At 55.7% G+C, this 17,216-nt stretch carries 11 protein-coding genes; 6 read left to right on the top strand and 5 right to left on the bottom strand.

All coding sequences use genetic code 11. From position 1 onward, the window contains the following. Positions 1-55: 55 nt before the first annotated feature. The 5 genes from infA to trxB form a co-directional block, all read right to left on the bottom strand. A complete protein-coding gene (infA, locus tag ACLGE8_RS06030; protein WP_002211347.1) occupies positions 56-274 on the bottom strand; it encodes a translation initiation factor IF-1 in 219 nt (72 codons plus the stop codon). A 283-nt stretch (positions 275-557) separates the two neighbouring features. Next, the gene (gene aat / locus ACLGE8_RS06025; RefSeq protein WP_410997201.1) at positions 558-1,262 is read right to left on the bottom strand and encodes a leucyl/phenylalanyl-tRNA--protein transferase; all 705 of its coding nucleotides are present in this window, start codon (positions 1,260-1,262) and stop codon (positions 558-560) included. Between the two features lie 40 nt (positions 1,263-1,302). Next, positions 1,303-3,024, bottom strand: a complete 1,722-nt coding sequence (cydC, locus tag ACLGE8_RS06020; RefSeq protein ID WP_410997199.1) for a heme ABC transporter ATP-binding protein/permease CydC — start codon at positions 3,022-3,024, stop codon at positions 1,303-1,305. Next, positions 3,025-4,791: a heme ABC transporter permease/ATP-binding protein CydD gene (cydD, locus tag ACLGE8_RS06015; RefSeq protein WP_410997197.1), complete on the bottom strand. Its 1,767-nt coding sequence runs from the start codon at positions 4,789-4,791 to the stop codon at positions 3,025-3,027. Positions 4,792-4,913: 122 nt separating this feature from the next. Continuing rightward, positions 4,914-5,879, bottom strand: coding sequence for a thioredoxin-disulfide reductase (gene trxB, locus ACLGE8_RS06010; protein ID WP_410997195.1), 966 nt, complete (start codon positions 5,877-5,879; stop codon positions 4,914-4,916). A gap of 550 nt (positions 5,880-6,429) precedes the next feature. Here trxB and lrp point away from each other — a divergent pair. The 6 genes from lrp (at position 6,430) to dmsA (ending at position 17,216) form a co-directional block, all read left to right on the top strand. After that, positions 6,430-6,924, top strand: coding sequence for a leucine-responsive transcriptional regulator Lrp (lrp, locus tag ACLGE8_RS06005; RefSeq protein ID WP_000228469.1), 495 nt, complete (start codon positions 6,430-6,432; stop codon positions 6,922-6,924). 120 nt (positions 6,925-7,044) lie between these two features. Then, positions 7,045-11,100: a DNA translocase FtsK 4TM domain-containing protein gene (locus ACLGE8_RS06000; protein ID WP_410997193.1), complete on the top strand. Its 4,056-nt coding sequence runs from the start codon at positions 7,045-7,047 to the stop codon at positions 11,098-11,100. Positions 11,101-11,222: 122 nt separating this feature from the next. Continuing rightward, positions 11,223-11,834: an outer membrane lipoprotein chaperone LolA gene (gene lolA, locus ACLGE8_RS05995; RefSeq protein ID WP_185666578.1), complete on the top strand. Its 612-nt coding sequence runs from the start codon at positions 11,223-11,225 to the stop codon at positions 11,832-11,834. A 9-nt stretch (positions 11,835-11,843) separates the two neighbouring features. After that, positions 11,844-13,187 carry a replication-associated recombination protein RarA gene (rarA, locus tag ACLGE8_RS05990; protein WP_410997191.1) on the top strand — a complete coding sequence of 448 codons (1,344 nt, stop codon included), beginning with the start codon at positions 11,844-11,846 and terminating at the stop codon, positions 13,185-13,187. Between the two features lie 92 nt (positions 13,188-13,279). Next, the gene (gene serS / locus ACLGE8_RS05985; protein WP_410997189.1) at positions 13,280-14,572 is read left to right on the top strand and encodes a serine--tRNA ligase; all 1,293 of its coding nucleotides are present in this window, start codon (positions 13,280-13,282) and stop codon (positions 14,570-14,572) included. 199 nt (positions 14,573-14,771) lie between these two features. Further along, positions 14,772-17,216 carry a dimethylsulfoxide reductase subunit A gene (dmsA, locus tag ACLGE8_RS05980; RefSeq protein ID WP_410997187.1) on the top strand — a complete coding sequence of 815 codons (2,445 nt, stop codon included), beginning with the start codon at positions 14,772-14,774 and terminating at the stop codon, positions 17,214-17,216.

The following is a 17,216-nucleotide window of genomic DNA, read 5'->3' as shown; positions in this document are numbered from 1 at the left end:
ATTCAGCAAATAGCGCTCGGCGAAAGTAGCGCCAGACGCTCATTATCTGCGGAGATTAGCGACTACGGAAGACAATGCGGCCTTTGCTCAGGTCGTACGGGGTCAGCTCAACAGTCACTTTGTCGCCCGTCAGGATACGGATGTAGTTTTTGCGCATTTTACCGGAGATATGTGCAGTAACCACGTGCCCGTTTTCCAGTTCTACGCGGAACATGGTATTAGGTAACGTATCAAGAACGGTACCCTGCATTTCAATATTGTCTTCTTTGGCCATCTAATCCTCTGGGGTATCACTACCGTAATTTGAACCGGCAAGATAATGCCGAAGTTCATCAAGTAAGTAAAGAATTGTCCGTCTTAATCGGCGAAAGTCGTTTTTGCGCATTACCCTTTCACCACACAAATGCATCGTGTGATGGGCACGAACCAGGCCGGAAACAGCAGGATAAACGTGGGCGTTATCTGACTCGAAGATTCCCAAACGTCGGCGGGGTAAAAGGCAGAAGCGACTCTCGTCGGCAATTATATCATCCTGATGGCAATTATGCTGAAATCATTTACGCTTCAGGCGAAAAGAGCGCTCGGGGTACCCAAAACTTATCGGCAAGCGGCTGCATGCGAAGCGCGTTGAGGTGTTCAAGGTAGTCACGACGTGGAATTTCCTCTGCACCGAGCGAGGCGGTGTGGCTGTTTAGCACCTGGCAGTCGATGAGTTTGCCACCCGCCTGGCGGAATGCCTCGCAAAAGACGTACAGCGCCGTCTTAGAGGCGTTCTCCGCGCGGCTGAACATCGACTCGCCGCAGAACAGTTCGCCCATTGCAACGCCGTACATGCCGCCTACCAGCGTGTTCTCCTGCCATACCTCGATAGAGTGCGCGTGGCCAAGTTCGTGCAGGCGATGATAGGCCTGACTGATGCTGGTGGTAATCCAGGTGCCTTCGTGACGATCCTGCGCGCAGCCAGCAATCACGTCGCTAAAGGCGTAGTTAATCGTTACGCGGTAAGGGGAGGTTTTATGGAACCGTTTCATGCTGCGGCTGAGGTGAAACTGCTCAGGCCAGAGCACGGCGCGAGGATCCGGCGACCACCAGAGAATAGGGTCACCGGGTGAGAACCACGGGAAAATACCTCGCTGATAGGCCATCAGCAGGCGCGCGGGGCCGAGATCGCCCCCTAAAGCGAGCAGTCCATTCGGTTCACGTAATGCGCCCTCTGGTGAGGGAAAAGCGATCGAGTGTCGAGAAAGCTGGACAAGGCGCATGTCGCGATGACCTCACGAAACAGGGTTAACTAATCATAGTCTACAGACGCTGTTTAAACTGGTAGTAACGACCTTGTTTTGCCAGCAGTTCTGCGTGATTACCTTGCTCAATAATTTGCCCATTGTCCATGACAATTATCTGATTAAATCGCGCCAGCCCGCGCAGACGATGGGTTACCATCAGCAGCGTTTTATGGCGCATTACGTCGGCCAGTAGTTCAAGCACCTGGCTCTCGGTGGTGGCGTCTAATCCTTCGGTCGGCTCGTCAAGCATTATCAGCGGTGCATCGTGCAGTAACGCTCGCGCAATCCCCAGTCGACGCAGTTCGCCGCCGGAAAGCTGACGTCCACCTTCACCCAGCCAGCTATTCAGCCCGGCGTCTTCGAGCAATTTCTCAAGACCGGTGCGGCGCAGAACATCGCTGAGCGCTTCATCGCTCGCGTCAGGTTTCGCCAGCAGCAGATTGTCGCGCAGGGTAGCGCTAAACAGATGTACGCGCTGCGGTACCAGACTGATGGTCTGGCGCAACGTTTGTTCATCAAACTGGGTCAGCGGCATGCTGTTCAGTAGAATCTCGCCCTGCTGTGGGTCCCAGGCGCGGGTGAGCAACTGGAGCAGCGTTGATTTACCACAGCCTGTACGGCCGAGGAGGGCGATATGCTGGCCTGCGGCGATATTCAGCGACAGATTATTCAGCGCAGGCTGCGCTTGCTGAGGATAGGTGAATGACACCCGATCCAGCGTCAATGCGACCTGCTGAGGACGCGCCACGACCTGTTCCGGGAAGGTCACTTCCGGCTGTTGTTCAATAATCTGGCTGATACGCAGCGCTGAGGCGATAACCTGTCCAAGATGCTGGAAGGCACCGGTAACCGGCGCAAGCGCCTCAAAGGCCGCCAGCGCGCAGAAGACAAAGAGTGCAATCAGCGCGCCGGGCTGGCTGTTGCTGCCAACGCCGCCAGCGGCTAACCACAGCATGGAGACCACGGCGACGCCGCCAATCAGTAGCATTAAGGCTTGAGAAAGGGCGGTCAGTTCAGACTGACGGCGCTGGGCATCGTGCCAGTTGAGTTCGGTTTGCTCCATCTGCTTACGATAACGCTGGCTGGCGTTAAAGATAGTCAGCTCAGCTTGCCCCTGCAACCAGCCAGTTAACTGCTGGCGATACTGCCCGCGCAGGCTCGTTAACTGCTCGCCAGTGGGTTTACCCGCACGATAGAACAGCGGCGGTAGTATCAGCAGCGTGGCCAGCATAATGCCGCCGAGGGTCAGCGCCAGACCAACGTCCAGCAGACAAAGCCCGGCGGTCACCACCAGAATGACGACCAGCGCACCGACTAATGGCGAAATAACGCGCAGATAGAGGTGGTCGAGGGTATCGACGTCCGCCACCATACGGTTGAGCAGTTCGCCCTGATGAAAACGCGCCAGCCCGGCGGGTGACAGCGGCAGCAACTTGCTGAAGGTAAAGACCCGCAGGTGTTGTAAAACGCGGAAGGTCGCATCATGGCTGACCAGACGCTCAAAGTAGCGCCCGGCGGTACGGATAATCGCCGCGCCGCGCACGCCGGCAGCAGGCAGCATGTAGTTAAAGGTGTAAGCGCCCGCGAACCCGACAACCGCTGAGGCGGAGAGGAACCAGCCGGAAAGGGTCAGTAAGCCAATACTCGCGAGCAGGGTGATAATCGCCAGCACAACGCCCAAGCTTAACAGCCACTTGTGGCGTTTATAGAGCGCCAGATAAGGTAACAGTGCGCGCATTTAAATCTCCTCCTGACGGCTAGCCAACAGGCTGGCAAACACACCGTTAGCATCAACCAGCTGTTGATACGTTCCCTGCTCAATAATCTGACCGTTTTCCATCACCCAGATAGCGTCCCAATCGGTAATACCTTCAAGCTGATGGGTGACCATTAGCGTGGTTTGTTGGGTCGAGGCTTCGGTGAGCGCCTGCATCACACGTTGCTCGCTGTGGGCATCAAGACTTGCGGCAGGTTCATCCAGCAGCAGCAGACGGCAGGGGGCGAGCAGGGCACGGGCGACAGCGACGCGCTGAGCCTGACCCACGGACAGACGCGCGGCCTGTTCTCCGACCACTGTGTCGATACCGTCAGGAAGTTGCGGCAGAAATTCGCTGACCCAGGCTTTATCCAGAGCTTGTTGCAACTGGTGCTCGCTGGCTTCCAGATTGCCGAGCAGGACGTTCTCGCGCAGCGTAGCCGCTGGAAGCTGCGGGTTTTGTCCAACCCAACTCATCATGCGGTGCCAGCCTTCCGGGTGCAGGTTGCGTAATTCAACGCCGTTCACTTTCAGCGAACCGCTGTAGGGCAGGAAACCGGCAAGCGCATTCAGCAGCGAGCTTTTACCGGAGCCGCTCAGGCCAACCAGCACGGCACGTTGCCCGGCGTTAAGCGTAAAGTTCAGCGGCCCAGCCAGCATTTTGCCTTCCGGCGAGGTGATAAACAGATCCACGGCGTGAAGGGTAACCGGCTCACTGGTGTCCAGCGTCTGGTCACCTTGCTCAGGATGCGCCAGCGGCGCTTCAAGGAACGTTTTCAGGCTGTCGGCGGCGCCAACGGCCTGTGCCTTGGCGTGATAGAAGGTGCCTAAATCACGCAGCGGCTGGAAGAATTCAGGAGCCAGAATCAGCGCGAGAAAGCCGGAAGAGAGCGTCACTGCGGTACCGTAGCTGCCGAAGTTTAGCTCGCCGAGATAGGAGAAGCCGAAATAGACGGCGACCAGTGCAATAGAGAGCGAGGTAAAGAATTCCAGTACGCCGGAGGAGAGGAAGGCCAGTCGCAACACTTCCATCGTGCGTTGACGGAAATCCTGCGATGCTTCACGAATGCTTTCCGTTTCCGCTTCGCCACGACCAAAGATACGCAGCGTATCCATGCCCCGCAGGCGGTCGAGGAAGTGACCGCTCAGGCGCGCCAGCGCCAGGAAGTTGCGGCGGTTGGCATCGGCAGCGCCCATCCCCACCAGGGCCATAAACAGCGGAATTAACGGCGCAGTTACCAGCAGTATTAACGCGGCGACCCAGTTGGAAGGGAAGATCGCGACCACAATCAGCAGCGGCACGCAGGCCGCCAGCGCCATCTGCGGCAGATAGCGGGCGTAGTAATCGTGCATATCATCGATTTGTTCGAGGATAAGCGTCGCCCAGCTTCCGGCCGGCTTGCCCTGAATCCAGGCCGGACCAGCCTGCTGCAGGCGGTCAAGCACCTGACGGCGAATTTCAAATCGAATCTGTTGCCCGGCGTGAAAACCAACGCGCTCCCGCAGCCAGACGACCCAGGCGCGCAGGATAAAGATCAGCACCAGCTGGATAAACGGCAGCAGCAACGCTTCTCGCGGGATGTTCTCCATAATCATGTGATGGAGAATGCGGGCAAGGAACCAGGCCTGGGCGATGATCAGTACACCGCTAACGAAGCCGAGCAGACGGGAGGTCATCAACCAGCGGCGTGACAGGACGCTTTGCTGTTTGAGCCAGCGGGTGAGTTCTTGTTGGCGACTTTTATTCATTGGGCGCTTAGCAGGTGCTTATGGCTAATGGTTTCAGTTATGGGCGCGGCAATGTTACATCGCAGAAAAAATAAAGGCGACTTATCGTCGCCTTTTTTACTTTTGTTACTGACTTGTAAAGATTATTTGCACGCGTCAGCCAGACCGTCGAGGTAGCGCTCAGCGTCCAGCGCGGCCATACAGCCGGTACCCGCAGAGGTGATTGCCTGACGGTAAATGTGGTCCATTACGTCACCCGCCGCGAACACGCCAGGGATGCTGGTTTGCGTTGCGTTACCGTGAATGCCGGACTGCACTTTGATGTAGCCATTTTCCAGCGCCAGTTGGCCTTCGAAGATCGCGGTATTTGGGCTGTGGCCGATAGCCACGAACAGACCCGCGACGTCCAGCGATTCAATCTCGTCGTTTTCAGTAGAACGCAGACGCAGACCGCTCACGCCCATCTGGTCGCCGGTCACTTCTTCCAGCGTACGCTTGGTGTGCAGTACGATATTGCCGCTTTCCACTTTATCCATCAGACGTTTGATCAGGATTTTTTCCGCACGGAAAGAATCACGACGGTGAATCAGATGCACTTCTGATGCGATGTTGGACAGATACAGTGCTTCTTCCACTGCGGTGTTGCCGCCGCCGATGACCGCGACTTTCTGGTTGCGGTAGAAAAAACCGTCGCAGGTAGCGCAGGCAGAAACGCCGCGGCCTTTAAACGCTTCTTCTGACGGCAGGCCCAGATAGCGGGCAGAGGCGCCGGTGGCGATGATTAACGCATCGCAGGTGTACTCGCCGCTGTCGCCGGTCAGGCGGAACGGACGGTTTTGCAGATCCACGCTGTGAATATGATCGAAAATAATTTCGGTCTCAAACTTAGTGGCATGTTCGTGCATACGTTCCATCAGCAGTGGACCGGTCAGGTCGCTTGGATCGCCAGGCCAGTTTTCCACTTCTGTGGTGGTGGTCAGCTGACCGCCTTTTTCCAGCCCGGTAATCAGTACCGGTTGCAGGTTTGCGCGTGCAGCATAGACCGCAGCGGTGTATCCCGCAGGTCCAGAACCAAGGATTAACAACTTACTGTGTTTGGCCGTGCCCATGAGATCCCCATAATTGTTGGCAGACATTGCTCTGGATTGTAGGGAATTTGTAGACGTAAAAAAAGAGCACAGCGATTTTGTTAACGATATGTGTAATAGAATGAGCCGATTGATTGGCTATTTTAACATCAAAAAATATAACTATTTCTACTGCCACGCCGATGATTATAAGACGATTACATGTGAAACCGGACCCAGGATTCATGAATATGTGGCATGTTGTACTAAAAAAAGATGTTTTGCTTTGACAATCCCCTAAGCTTTTGCGACAACATTCAAGGAAGAAGAAAAGCAGTGTTTCGCGTGTGGTGAATTTTCATGCACGCAAATACCATTTTTACCCGGATCACTGAAATCTACGTATGGTGTGGACAGACATCATACGTGATGTCGGAGGGTGGCCGTTAGGCGCCGGGGCTTCTCATACGCATACCCTGGGATATTCGTCGTTGCAGCAACAACGGCGCATTGAAATCGGGAGAAGGCTCTGAACAGTGAAGTGCACAGAGTCAAGACAGGAGTAGGGAAGGAATACAGAGAGACAATAATAATGGTAGATAGTAAAAAACGCCCTGGCAAAGATCTCGACCGCATCGACCGCAACATTCTCAATGAACTGCAAAAAGATGGGCGTATTTCGAACGTCGAGCTTTCCAAAAGAGTAGGACTTTCTCCGACCCCGTGCCTTGAGCGCGTACGTCGTCTGGAACGACAGGGTTTTATTCAGGGCTATACCGCGCTGTTAAACCCGCATTACCTTGATGCATCGCTGCTGGTTTTTGTTGAGATTACTCTGAATCGCGGTGCACCAGACGTGTTTGAACAATTTAACGCCGCTGTGCAAAAACTTGAAGAAATTCAAGAGTGTCACTTGGTTTCCGGCGATTTCGACTATCTGTTGAAAACCCGCGTACCGGACATGTCGGCTTACCGTAAACTTCTTGGCGAGACCCTGCTGCGCCTGCCAGGCGTGAACGACACCCGTACTTACGTCGTTATGGAAGAGGTTAAGCAGAGTAATCGTCTGGTAATTAAGACCCGCTAAAACGGAACAGGTGCAAAATCAGCGTAGTTTGATTACACTCCTGTTAATCCATACAGCAACAGTGTCGGCGCAATCTGGCACTGTTGTCCGTTTTAGCATTCGGCACCTGGAGAGCCTTTCTTGAGCCAGGAATATACAGAAGACAAAGAAGTCAAACTCACAAAACTCAGCAGCGGACGCCGGCTCCTTGAGGCGTTACTCCTTTTATGCGCCATTTTTGCCGTTTGGTTAATGGCTGCACTACTGAGCTTCAATCCTTCCGATCCTAGCTGGTCGCAAACGGCCTGGCACGAACCGATCCACAATTTATGTGGTGCTCCTGGCGCATGGCTGGCCGATACGCTGTTCTTCATCTTCGGCGTGATGGCTTACACCATACCGGTCATCATTGTTGGTGGCTGCTGGTTTGCCTGGCGACACCGTTCGAACGATGAGTACATCGACTACTTCGCCGTCTCGCTGCGCCTGATTGGCGTACTGGCGATCATCCTTACTTCATGCGGACTCGCGGCGATAAACGCCGATGATATCTGGTACTTTGCCTCCGGCGGCGTGATTGGCAGCCTGCTCAGCACCGCGCTGCAACCGATGCTGCACAGCAGCGGCGGGACCATTGCGCTACTCTGCATCTGGGCCGCAGGTCTGACGCTGTTTACCGGCTGGTCATGGGTCAGCATTGCCGAGAAAATGGGCAGCTGGATCCTCAATATTCTGACGTTCGCCAGCAACCGAACCCGTCGTGACGACACCTGGGTTGATGAAGACGAGTACGAAGAAGAAGACGAATATGAAGACGACGGCGAGGAGACGCAGAAAGCGTCCCGTGAATCTCGTCGTGCGCGCATCCTGCGAGGTGCGCTGGCACGCCGTAAGCGGATCGCCGAAAAATTCTCTAACCCGATGGTGCGCAAAACGGACGAGGCGCTGTTCTCTGGTCGTCGTATGGACGAACCGGAAGAGGCAGGTCGCTATGCGGCTCAGGTCGATCCTGATGATGTGCTGTTCTCTGGCGCCAGCGCGACGCGTGCCGCCGAATATGATGAGTACGATCCTCTACTGAGCGGCCATACCGTCGCTGAGGCCGTTGCCGTTACAGGCACAACGGCGTGGGCCGCTGACCCAACATTAGCTGCGCCGTCTATGAACGAGCAGCCTGTAGCTGCACCTGCCGTTGAATGGCAGGCCGTTCCAGCGCCAACGGCGGGTGAACCGGTTATTGCACCTGCGCCAGAAGGATGGCCGCCGGTACAGCAACCTGCTTATGAGCAGCCACAGTATGCACAACCGCAGCAGCCTGCTTATGAGCAGCCACAGTATGCGCAACCGCAGCAGCCTGCTTATGAGCAGCCACAGTATGCACAGCCGCAGCAGCCTGCTTATGAGCAGCCACAGTATGCACAGCCGCAGCAACCTGCTTATGAGCAGCCACAGTATGCACAGCCGCAGCAGCCTGCTTATGAGCAGCCACAGTATGCACAGCCGCAGCAGCCTGCTTATGAGCAGCCGCAGTATGCGCAACCGCAGCAGCCTGCTTATGAGCATCCGCAGTATGCACAGCCGCAGCAACCTGCTTATGAGCCGCCGCAGCATGCACAACCGCAGCAGCCTGCTTATGAGCAGCCGCAGCCAGAACAACCCTATATCGCGGAATCGGATTATCTGAACGTGCCACAGGCTGAACCAACGCCTGTCGTAGAGCCAGAACCGGTAGTGGAAGAGGAGGTTAAACCTGCTCATCGTCCGCCGCTGTACTATTTCGAAGAAGTGGAAGAGAAACGCGCACGTGAGCGTGAACAGTTGGCGGCGTGGTATCAACCCATTCCGGAACCGTTAGCGCCAATGGAACAGCGGGCATCTACCGCGCCGTCCATTCCAGTTTCTGTACCAGAACCTTCCGCTGCTGTTGCACCGGTCGCAGCGAGCGTCCGTCATGCGGCAGCTGCCGCCACCGGAACCGCCGCCGCTGCGGCTTCGGCACCGTTGTTTAGCCCAGCTGAAGGTCCACGTGCGCAGGTTAAAGAAGGCATTGGCCCACAGCTGCCACGCCCTAACCGCGTTCGCGTGCCGACGCGCCGCGAACTGGCCTCTTACGGCATCAAGCTGCCATCGCAGCGGATGGCCGAAGAGCGCGCAGCCCGTGAAGCTGAGCGCTATCAGCCTGATGATAATCAGCCCCTGACCGACGACGAAGCAGATGCTCTGCAGCAGGATGCGCTGGCTCGTCAGTTTGCCGCCTCGCAGCAGCAACGCTATGGCGAAGCGGACGAGCAGGATAACTATGATTTCGAAGAGAACGATGAAGATGTTGCTGCAGAAGCGGAACTGGCACGCCAGTTCGCTGCATCTCAGCAGAATCGTTACGCCAGCGAACAGCCACAAGGCGCGCACCCGTTCTCTCTCGACGATTTTGAATTCTCGCCGATGAAAACGCTGGTGGATGAGACGCCGAAAGCGCCGTTGTTCACGCCGAGCGTGATGCCGGAGCCTGCGGTGACGCCGCCGCCTCAACAGCCGCTGCAGCATGCTCAAGGCTACCATCAGCCGCAGCAACAGCATGCACCTCAGCAACAGTATGCTCAGCCACAACAGCATGTGCAGCAGCCTGCACATCAGCCGGTAACGCCACCGCAGCAGGAGAGCCTGATTCACCCGCTGCTGATGCGTAACGGCGACGATCGTCCGCTGCAGAAGCCGACGACGCCTCTGCCATCGTTGGATCTTTTAACACCGCCGCCAACGGAAGTGGAGCCGGTGGACACCTTTGCGTTGGAACAGATGGCGCGTCTGGTGGAAACTCGTCTGGCCGACTATCGCATTAAAGCGGACGTCGTTAACTACTCGCCGGGGCCGGTTATCACCCGCTTCGAGCTGAACCTGGCGCCGGGCGTGAAGGCTGCGCGTATTTCGAACCTGTCCCGTGACCTGGCCCGTTCGCTGTCGACGGTTGCCGTGCGCGTGGTTGAAGTCATTCCTGGCAAACCGTACGTTGGCCTTGAACTGCCGAATAAAAAACGTCAGACCGTCTATCTACGCGAAGTGCTGGATTGCGATAAATTCCGCGATAACCCATCACCGCTGACGGTGGTACTGGGTAAAGATATCGCCGGTGAACCGGTGGTGGCCGATCTCGCGAAAATGCCACACCTGCTGGTTGCCGGTACCACTGGTTCTGGTAAGTCCGTCGGCGTGAACGCCATGATCCTCAGTATGCTCTATAAAGCGCAGCCTGAAGATGTCCGCTTCATCATGATCGACCCGAAAATGTTGGAACTGTCAGTGTATGAAGGGATCCCGCATCTGCTGACTGAAGTTGTCACCGACATGAAAGACGCCGCTAACGCCCTGCGCTGGAGCGTCAACGAAATGGAACGTCGTTATAAGCTGATGTCGGCGCTTGGTGTTCGAAACCTTGCCGGTTATAACGAAAAAATTGCCGAAGCGGCGCGCATGGGCCGTCCGATTCCTGACCCTTACTGGAAACCGGGCGACAGTATGGATGCCACGCATCCGGTGCTGGAAAAACTGCCGTATATCGTGGTGCTGGTCGATGAATTTGCCGACCTGATGATGACCGTCGGTAAGAAAGTGGAAGAGCTGATCGCACGCCTGGCGCAGAAAGCGCGTGCAGCGGGTATCCACCTGGTACTGGCAACCCAGCGTCCATCGGTGGATGTGATTACCGGTCTTATTAAGGCCAACATTCCAACCCGTATTGCGTTTACGGTTTCCAGTAAAATTGACTCCCGTACTATCCTTGACCAGGGCGGCGCTGAGTCACTGCTGGGCATGGGTGATATGCTCTATGCTGGTCCAAACTCGAACAACCCGGTGCGCGTGCACGGCGCATTTGTCCGTGACCAGGAAGTGCACGCAGTGGTTCAGGACTGGAAGGCTCGCGGTCGTCCGCAGTACGTTGATGGCATCACCTCCGACACCGAAAGCGAAGGCGGCGGCGGTGGCTTCGATGGCGGCGAAGAACTGGATCCGTTGTTCGATCAGGCGGTCAATTTCGTGACCCAGAAACGCAAAGCGTCAATCTCCGGCGTACAGCGCCAGTTCCGCATTGGCTACAACCGTGCTGCGCGTATCATCGAACAGATGGAAGCGCAGGGGATCGTCAGCGAACAGGGGCACAACGGCAACCGTGAAGTGCTGGCACCGCCGCCGTTCGATTGATTGCAAAGATGGGTAAATAAGTCAGAATTCAGTATTTTCTTCTGTCACCGCTCTGGGCGAAGTCTTAGAGTGAGTGCCAGAGGCTCTCCTGCCGGGAGCATGAGGCTAATTAAGGATTATTAATGAAAAAGATCGCGATCACGTGTGCATTACTTTCCAGCTTTGTTGTCAGCAGCGTATGGGCTGATGCCGCAGGCGACCTGAAAAGCCGTCTCGATAAAGTCAGCAGCTTCCATGCCAGCTTCACTCAGAAAGTGACTGACGGCAGTGGCAACGCGGTGCAGGAAGGTCAGGGCGATCTGTGGGTAAAACGTCCAAACCTGTTTAACTGGCATATGACTCAACCGGATGAAAGCATCCTGGTGTCTGACGGCAAAACCCTGTGGTTCTACAACCCGTTTGTTGAGCAGGCTACCGCTACCTGGCTGAAAGACGCGACCGGCAACACACCGTTTATGCTGATTGCGCGTAACCAGGCCAGCGACTGGCAGCAGTACAATATTCAGCAGACCGGTGATGATTTCGTACTGACACCGCGCGGCAACAATGGCAACCTGAAGAAATTCACCATCAACGTAGGGCGCGATGGCACAATCCATCAGTTCAGCGCGATTGAGCAGGACGATCAGCGCAGCAGCTACCAGCTGAAATCGCAGCAGAACGGCGCAATCGACGCTTCCAAATTCACCTTTACACCGCCGCAGGGCGTGACGGTGGACGATCAGCGTAAGTAAGAGGCATGCGTGGGCAATTTGTCGCTCGATTTTTCGGATAACACCTTCCAACCTCTGGCCGCCCGTATGCGGCCAGAAAACTTAGCGCAGTATATCGGCCAGCAGCATCTGCTGGCTGCCGGTAAGCCATTGCCGCGCGCCATTGAAGCTGGTCATCTGCATTCTATGATCCTTTGGGGGCCGCCAGGTACCGGTAAAACGACGCTGGCGGAAGTGATTGCTCGCTACGCTAATGCTGATGTTGAGCGGATCTCCGCCGTCACCTCCGGGGTGAAAGAGATTCGCGAGGCTATTGAGCGCGCTCGACAGAACCGCAACGCCGGTCGCCGCACCATTCTGTTTGTCGATGAAGTCCACCGTTTCAACAAAAGCCAGCAGGACGCCTTTCTGCCGCATATTGAAGACGGCACTATCACCTTTATCGGCGCAACCACTGAAAACCCATCGTTTGAGCTAAATTCGGCGCTGCTTTCCCGTGCGCGCGTCTATCTGCTGAAATCCCTGACCACCGAGGATATTGAGCAAGTGCTTACTCAGGCGATGGAAGACAACGCGCGCGGCTACGGCGGGCAGGATATTGTCCTACCGGACGAGACGCGCCGTGCAATTGCCGAACTGGTGAACGGCGACGCACGACGTGCGCTGAACACGCTTGAAATGATGGCTGATATGGCGGAGCTGGATGATTCTGGCAAGCGCGTGTTGCAGCCTCAACTTCTGACCGAAATTGCCGGTGAGCGTAGCGCCCGCTTTGATAACAAAGGCGACCGCTTCTATGACCTGATTTCGGCGCTGCATAAATCGGTTCGCGGCAGCGCGCCCGATGCCGCGCTCTACTGGTATGCCCGTATTATTAGCGCAGGTGGCGATCCGCTGTACGTCGCGCGCCGCTGCCTGGCCATTGCCTCTGAGGATGTCGGTAACGCGGACCCGCGCGCTATGCAGGTGGCGATTTCTGCCTGGGACTGTTTTACCCGCGTCGGCCAGGCCGAAGGGGAGCGCGCTATCGCTCAGGCAATTGTCTACCTGGCCTGTGCGCCGAAGAGCAACGCGGTCTACACCGCCTTTAAAGCCGCGATGGCCGATGCCCGCGAACGTCCTGATTACGATGTGCCAGTGCATCTGCGCAATGCGCCGACCAAACTGATGAAAGAGATGGGCTATGGGCAGGAGTATCGCTACGCCCATGATGAGCCCAACGCCTACGCCGCTGGCGAAGAGTATTTCCCTAGCGAAATGGCACAAACTCGCTACTATCACCCGACTAACCGAGGTCTTGAAGGCAAGATTGGCGAAAAGCTCGCCTGGCTCGCTGAACAGGATCAAAATAGCCGCACAAAACGCTACCGCTAGTGCAGTCGTTGCGGTAATGTTGTCGACGTACCTCTGCGACCACGGGCTGTGGTCGCATACTCCACTTTCAATTCGATAAGCATAGGATAAGCATGCTCGATCCCAATCTGCTGCGTACAGAGCCAGACGCAGTCGCAGAAAAACTGGCACGCCGGGGCTTTAAGCTGGATGTAGATAAACTTCGCGCTCTTGAAGAGCGTCGTAAAGTACTGCAGGTAGAAACCGAAAATCTGCAGGCAGAGCGTAACTCGCGATCGAAATCCATCGGCCAGGCGAAAGCACGCGGGGAAGACATTGAGCCTTTACGCCTGGAAGTGAACAAGCTTGGCGAACAACTTGATGCCGCTAAATCAGAGCTGGATGTTCTGCTGGCTGAGATTCGCGATATTGCGCTGACAATCCCGAACATCCCGCATGACGACGCACCGATTGGCCGTGACGAAAACGACAACGTCGAAGTTAGCCGCTGGGGCACCCCGCGCGAATTCGATTTCGAGGTTCGTGACCACGTAACCCTGGGTGAAATGCACAGCGGTCTCGATTTCGCTGCGGCTGTGAAGCTGACCGGTTCACGTTTCGTCGTGATGAAAGGCCAGATTGCCCGTATGCACCGCGCGCTGTCGCAGTTCATGCTGGATCTGCACACCGAACAGCACGGCTATAGCGAAAACTATGTGCCTTATCTGGTTAACCAGGACACCCTGTACGGCACGGGCCAACTGCCAAAATTCGCCGGCGACCTGTTCCACACTCGTCCGCTGGAAGAAGAAGCTGATAGCAGCAACTACGCGCTGATCCCAACGGCAGAAGTGCCGCTGACCAACCTGGTGCGCGATGAAATCATCGACGAAGACGATCTGCCGATCAAAATGACCGCGCACACGCCGTGCTTCCGCTCTGAAGCGGGTTCCTACGGCCGTGATACACGTGGTCTGATTCGTATGCACCAGTTCGACAAAGTTGAGATGGTGCAGATCGTTCGTCCAGAAGATTCCATGGAAGCACTGGAAGAGATGACCGGCCACGCGGAGAAAGTCCTGCAACTGCTGGGCCTGCCGTATCGTAAAATTATCCTGTGTACTGGTGATATGGGCTTCGGCGCCTGCAAAACCTATGACCTCGAAGTCTGGGTTCCAGCGCAGAACACCTATCGTGAGATCTCTTCTTGCTCTAACGTCTGGGACTTCCAGGCGCGCCGCATGCAGGCTCGCTGCCGCAGCAAATCCGACAAGAAAACACGTTTGGTTCACACCCTGAACGGGTCTGGCCTGGCAGTTGGTCGTACGCTGGTTGCTGTGCTGGAAAACTACCAGCAGGCAGATGGTCGCATTGAAGTACCTGAGGTACTGCGCCCTTACATGAACGGTCTGGAATACATCGGTTAATCCTTCCTGTTCCACAAAAAAGCGCCGCAAGGCGCTTTTTTTATATCCGCATTGATACTGAACAATACCTCTCCCGGCAGAACGTTTAATACTCCCTTCCAGGTAACACCAGCATATAAAACTACAATAATAGCATTTCGTTATATAAGTAACTATATAACGAATCATGTTTTCAATGTTAGCAACGAAGTGAGAGTCCATGAAAACTGAAACCCCCGATGCTTTACTGGCAACTGAGGTCAGCCGTCGTGGTTTGATGAAAACCACGGCCATAGGCGGACTGGCGATGGCCAGCAGTGCGTTTACGCTTCCCTTCAGCCGTATTGCGCACGCCGCAGAGGCGATTGCGCCAACCACGGCGGTAGAGCGCGTGACCTGGAGTGCGTGTACGGTAAACTGTGGAAGCCGCTGCCCGCTGCGCATGCATGTTGTCGATGGCGAGATTAAATACGTCGAAACGGATAACACCGGCGATGATAACTACGATGGCCTGCATCAGGTTCGTGCCTGTCTGCGCGGTCGATCCATGCGTCGTCGCGTTTATAACCCGGACCGTCTGAAGTACCCGATGAAGCGGGTAGGCAAACGCGGTGAAGGCAAATTCGAGCGCATCAGCTGGGAAGAAGCCTTTGATACCATTGCCGACAATATGAAACGCCTGATCAAAGATTACGGTAATGAATCTATCTATCTTAACTACGGTACCGGTACCCTCGGTGGTACGCTGACTCGCTCCTGGCCGCCGGGTAAAACGCTGGTTGCACGTCTGATGAACTGCTGCGGTGGCTATCTGAACCACTACGGTGACTACTCTTCCGCACAGATTGCCGCGGGCCTGAACTACACCTACGGCGGTTGGGCGGACGGTAACAGTCCGTCAGATATCGAAAACAGTAAGCTGGTCGTGCTGTTTGGTAATAACCCTGGCGAAACGCGTATGAGCGGCGGCGGGGTGACCTACTATCTGGAGCAGGCGCGTCAGAAATCTAATGCGCGCATGATTATCGTTGACCCGCGTTATACCGATACCGGTGCCGGGCGCGAAGATGAGTGGATCCCAATCCGCCCGGGCACCGATGCGGCCCTGGTTTCGGCGCTGGCGTGGGTGATGATCACCGAAAACCTGGTCGATCAGCCATTCCTCGACAAATACTGTGTCGGCTACGATGAAAAAACGCTCCCGGAAGGCGCTCCTGCCAACGGTCACTACAAAGCCTATATTCTTGGGCAGGGCAGCGATACCACGGCGAAAACGCCGGAGTGGGCATCCACCATTACCGGTATTCCAGCGGAGCGTATCGTTAAGCTGGCGCGCGAAATTGCGCTAGCGAAACCAGCCTATATCTCCCAGGGTTGGGGTCCGCAGCGTCATGCTAACGGCGAAATTGCCACCCGTGCTATCTCCATGCTGTCGATTCTGACCGGTAACGTCGGGATCAACGGTGGCAATAGCGGTGCGCGTGAAGGCTCCTATGAGGTGCCGTTTGAGCGTATGCCAACGCTGGAAAACCCGGTACAGACCAGCATTTCTATGTTTATGTGGACTGATGCGATCGTCCGTGGGCCGGAAATGACGGCGCTGCGTGATGGCGTTCGTGGCAAAGACAAGCTGGATGTACCGATCAAAATGATCTGGAACTACGCTGGCAACTGCCTGATTAACCAGCACTCTGAAATCAACCGTACTCATGAAATTCTGCAGGACGATAAGAAATGCGAAATGATTGTGGTGATTGACTGCCACATGACGTCGTCGGCAAAATATGCCGATATCCTGCTGCCAGACTGCACCGCGTCTGAACAGATGGATTTCGCGCTGGATGCCTCCTGCGGCAACATGTCCTACGTTATCTTTACCGATCAGGTCATCAAACCGCGCTTTGAGTGCAAAACGATCTATGAGATGACCACCGAGCTGGCGAAACGTATGGGCGTAGAGCAGCAGTTCACCGAAGGGCGGACGCAGGAAGGGTGGATGCGGCATCTGCATGAGCTTTCTCGTCAGGCCGTGCCGGAACTGCCTGACTTCGATACCTTCCGTAAACAGGGCATCTTCAAGCAGCGTGATCCGGAAGGGCATCACGTGGCCTACAAAGCCTTCCGCGAAGATCCGCAGGCTAACCCGTTGACCACGCCGTCAGGGAAAATTGAGATCTACTCGCAGGAGCTGGCAAAAATTGCCGCGACCTGGGAGCTGCCTGAAGGCGATGTTATCGATCCGTTACCGATCTACACCCCTGGTTTTGAGAACTACAACGATCCGCTGGCCGAGAAATTCCCGCTGCAGCTGACCGGTTTCCACTACAAAGCTCGCGTTCACTCAACCTACGGCAACGTTGATGTACTGAAAGCTGCCTGTCGTCAGGAGATGTGGATCAACCCACTGGATGCGAAGAAACGCGGTATCGCCAATGGCGATCGCGTGCGTATCTTTAATGACCGTGGAGAAGTGCATATTGAAGCTAAGGTAACGCCGCGCATGATGCCGGGCATCGTCGCGCTGGGTGAGGGGGCTTGGTACAACCCGGATGCTAAAGGTATCGACCAGGCAGGGAGCATTAACGTGCTGACCACCCAACGTCCGTCGCCGCTGGCGAAAGGCAACCCATCGCACACGAACCTTGTCCAGGTTGAGAAGGTGTAA

The sequence above is a fragment of the Kluyvera sp. 142486 genome (genome assembly GCF_046569695.1).
Lineage (GTDB): Bacteria > Pseudomonadota > Gammaproteobacteria > Enterobacterales > Enterobacteriaceae > Kluyvera.
This window is presented reverse-complemented; position numbering and strand designations above follow the sequence as displayed.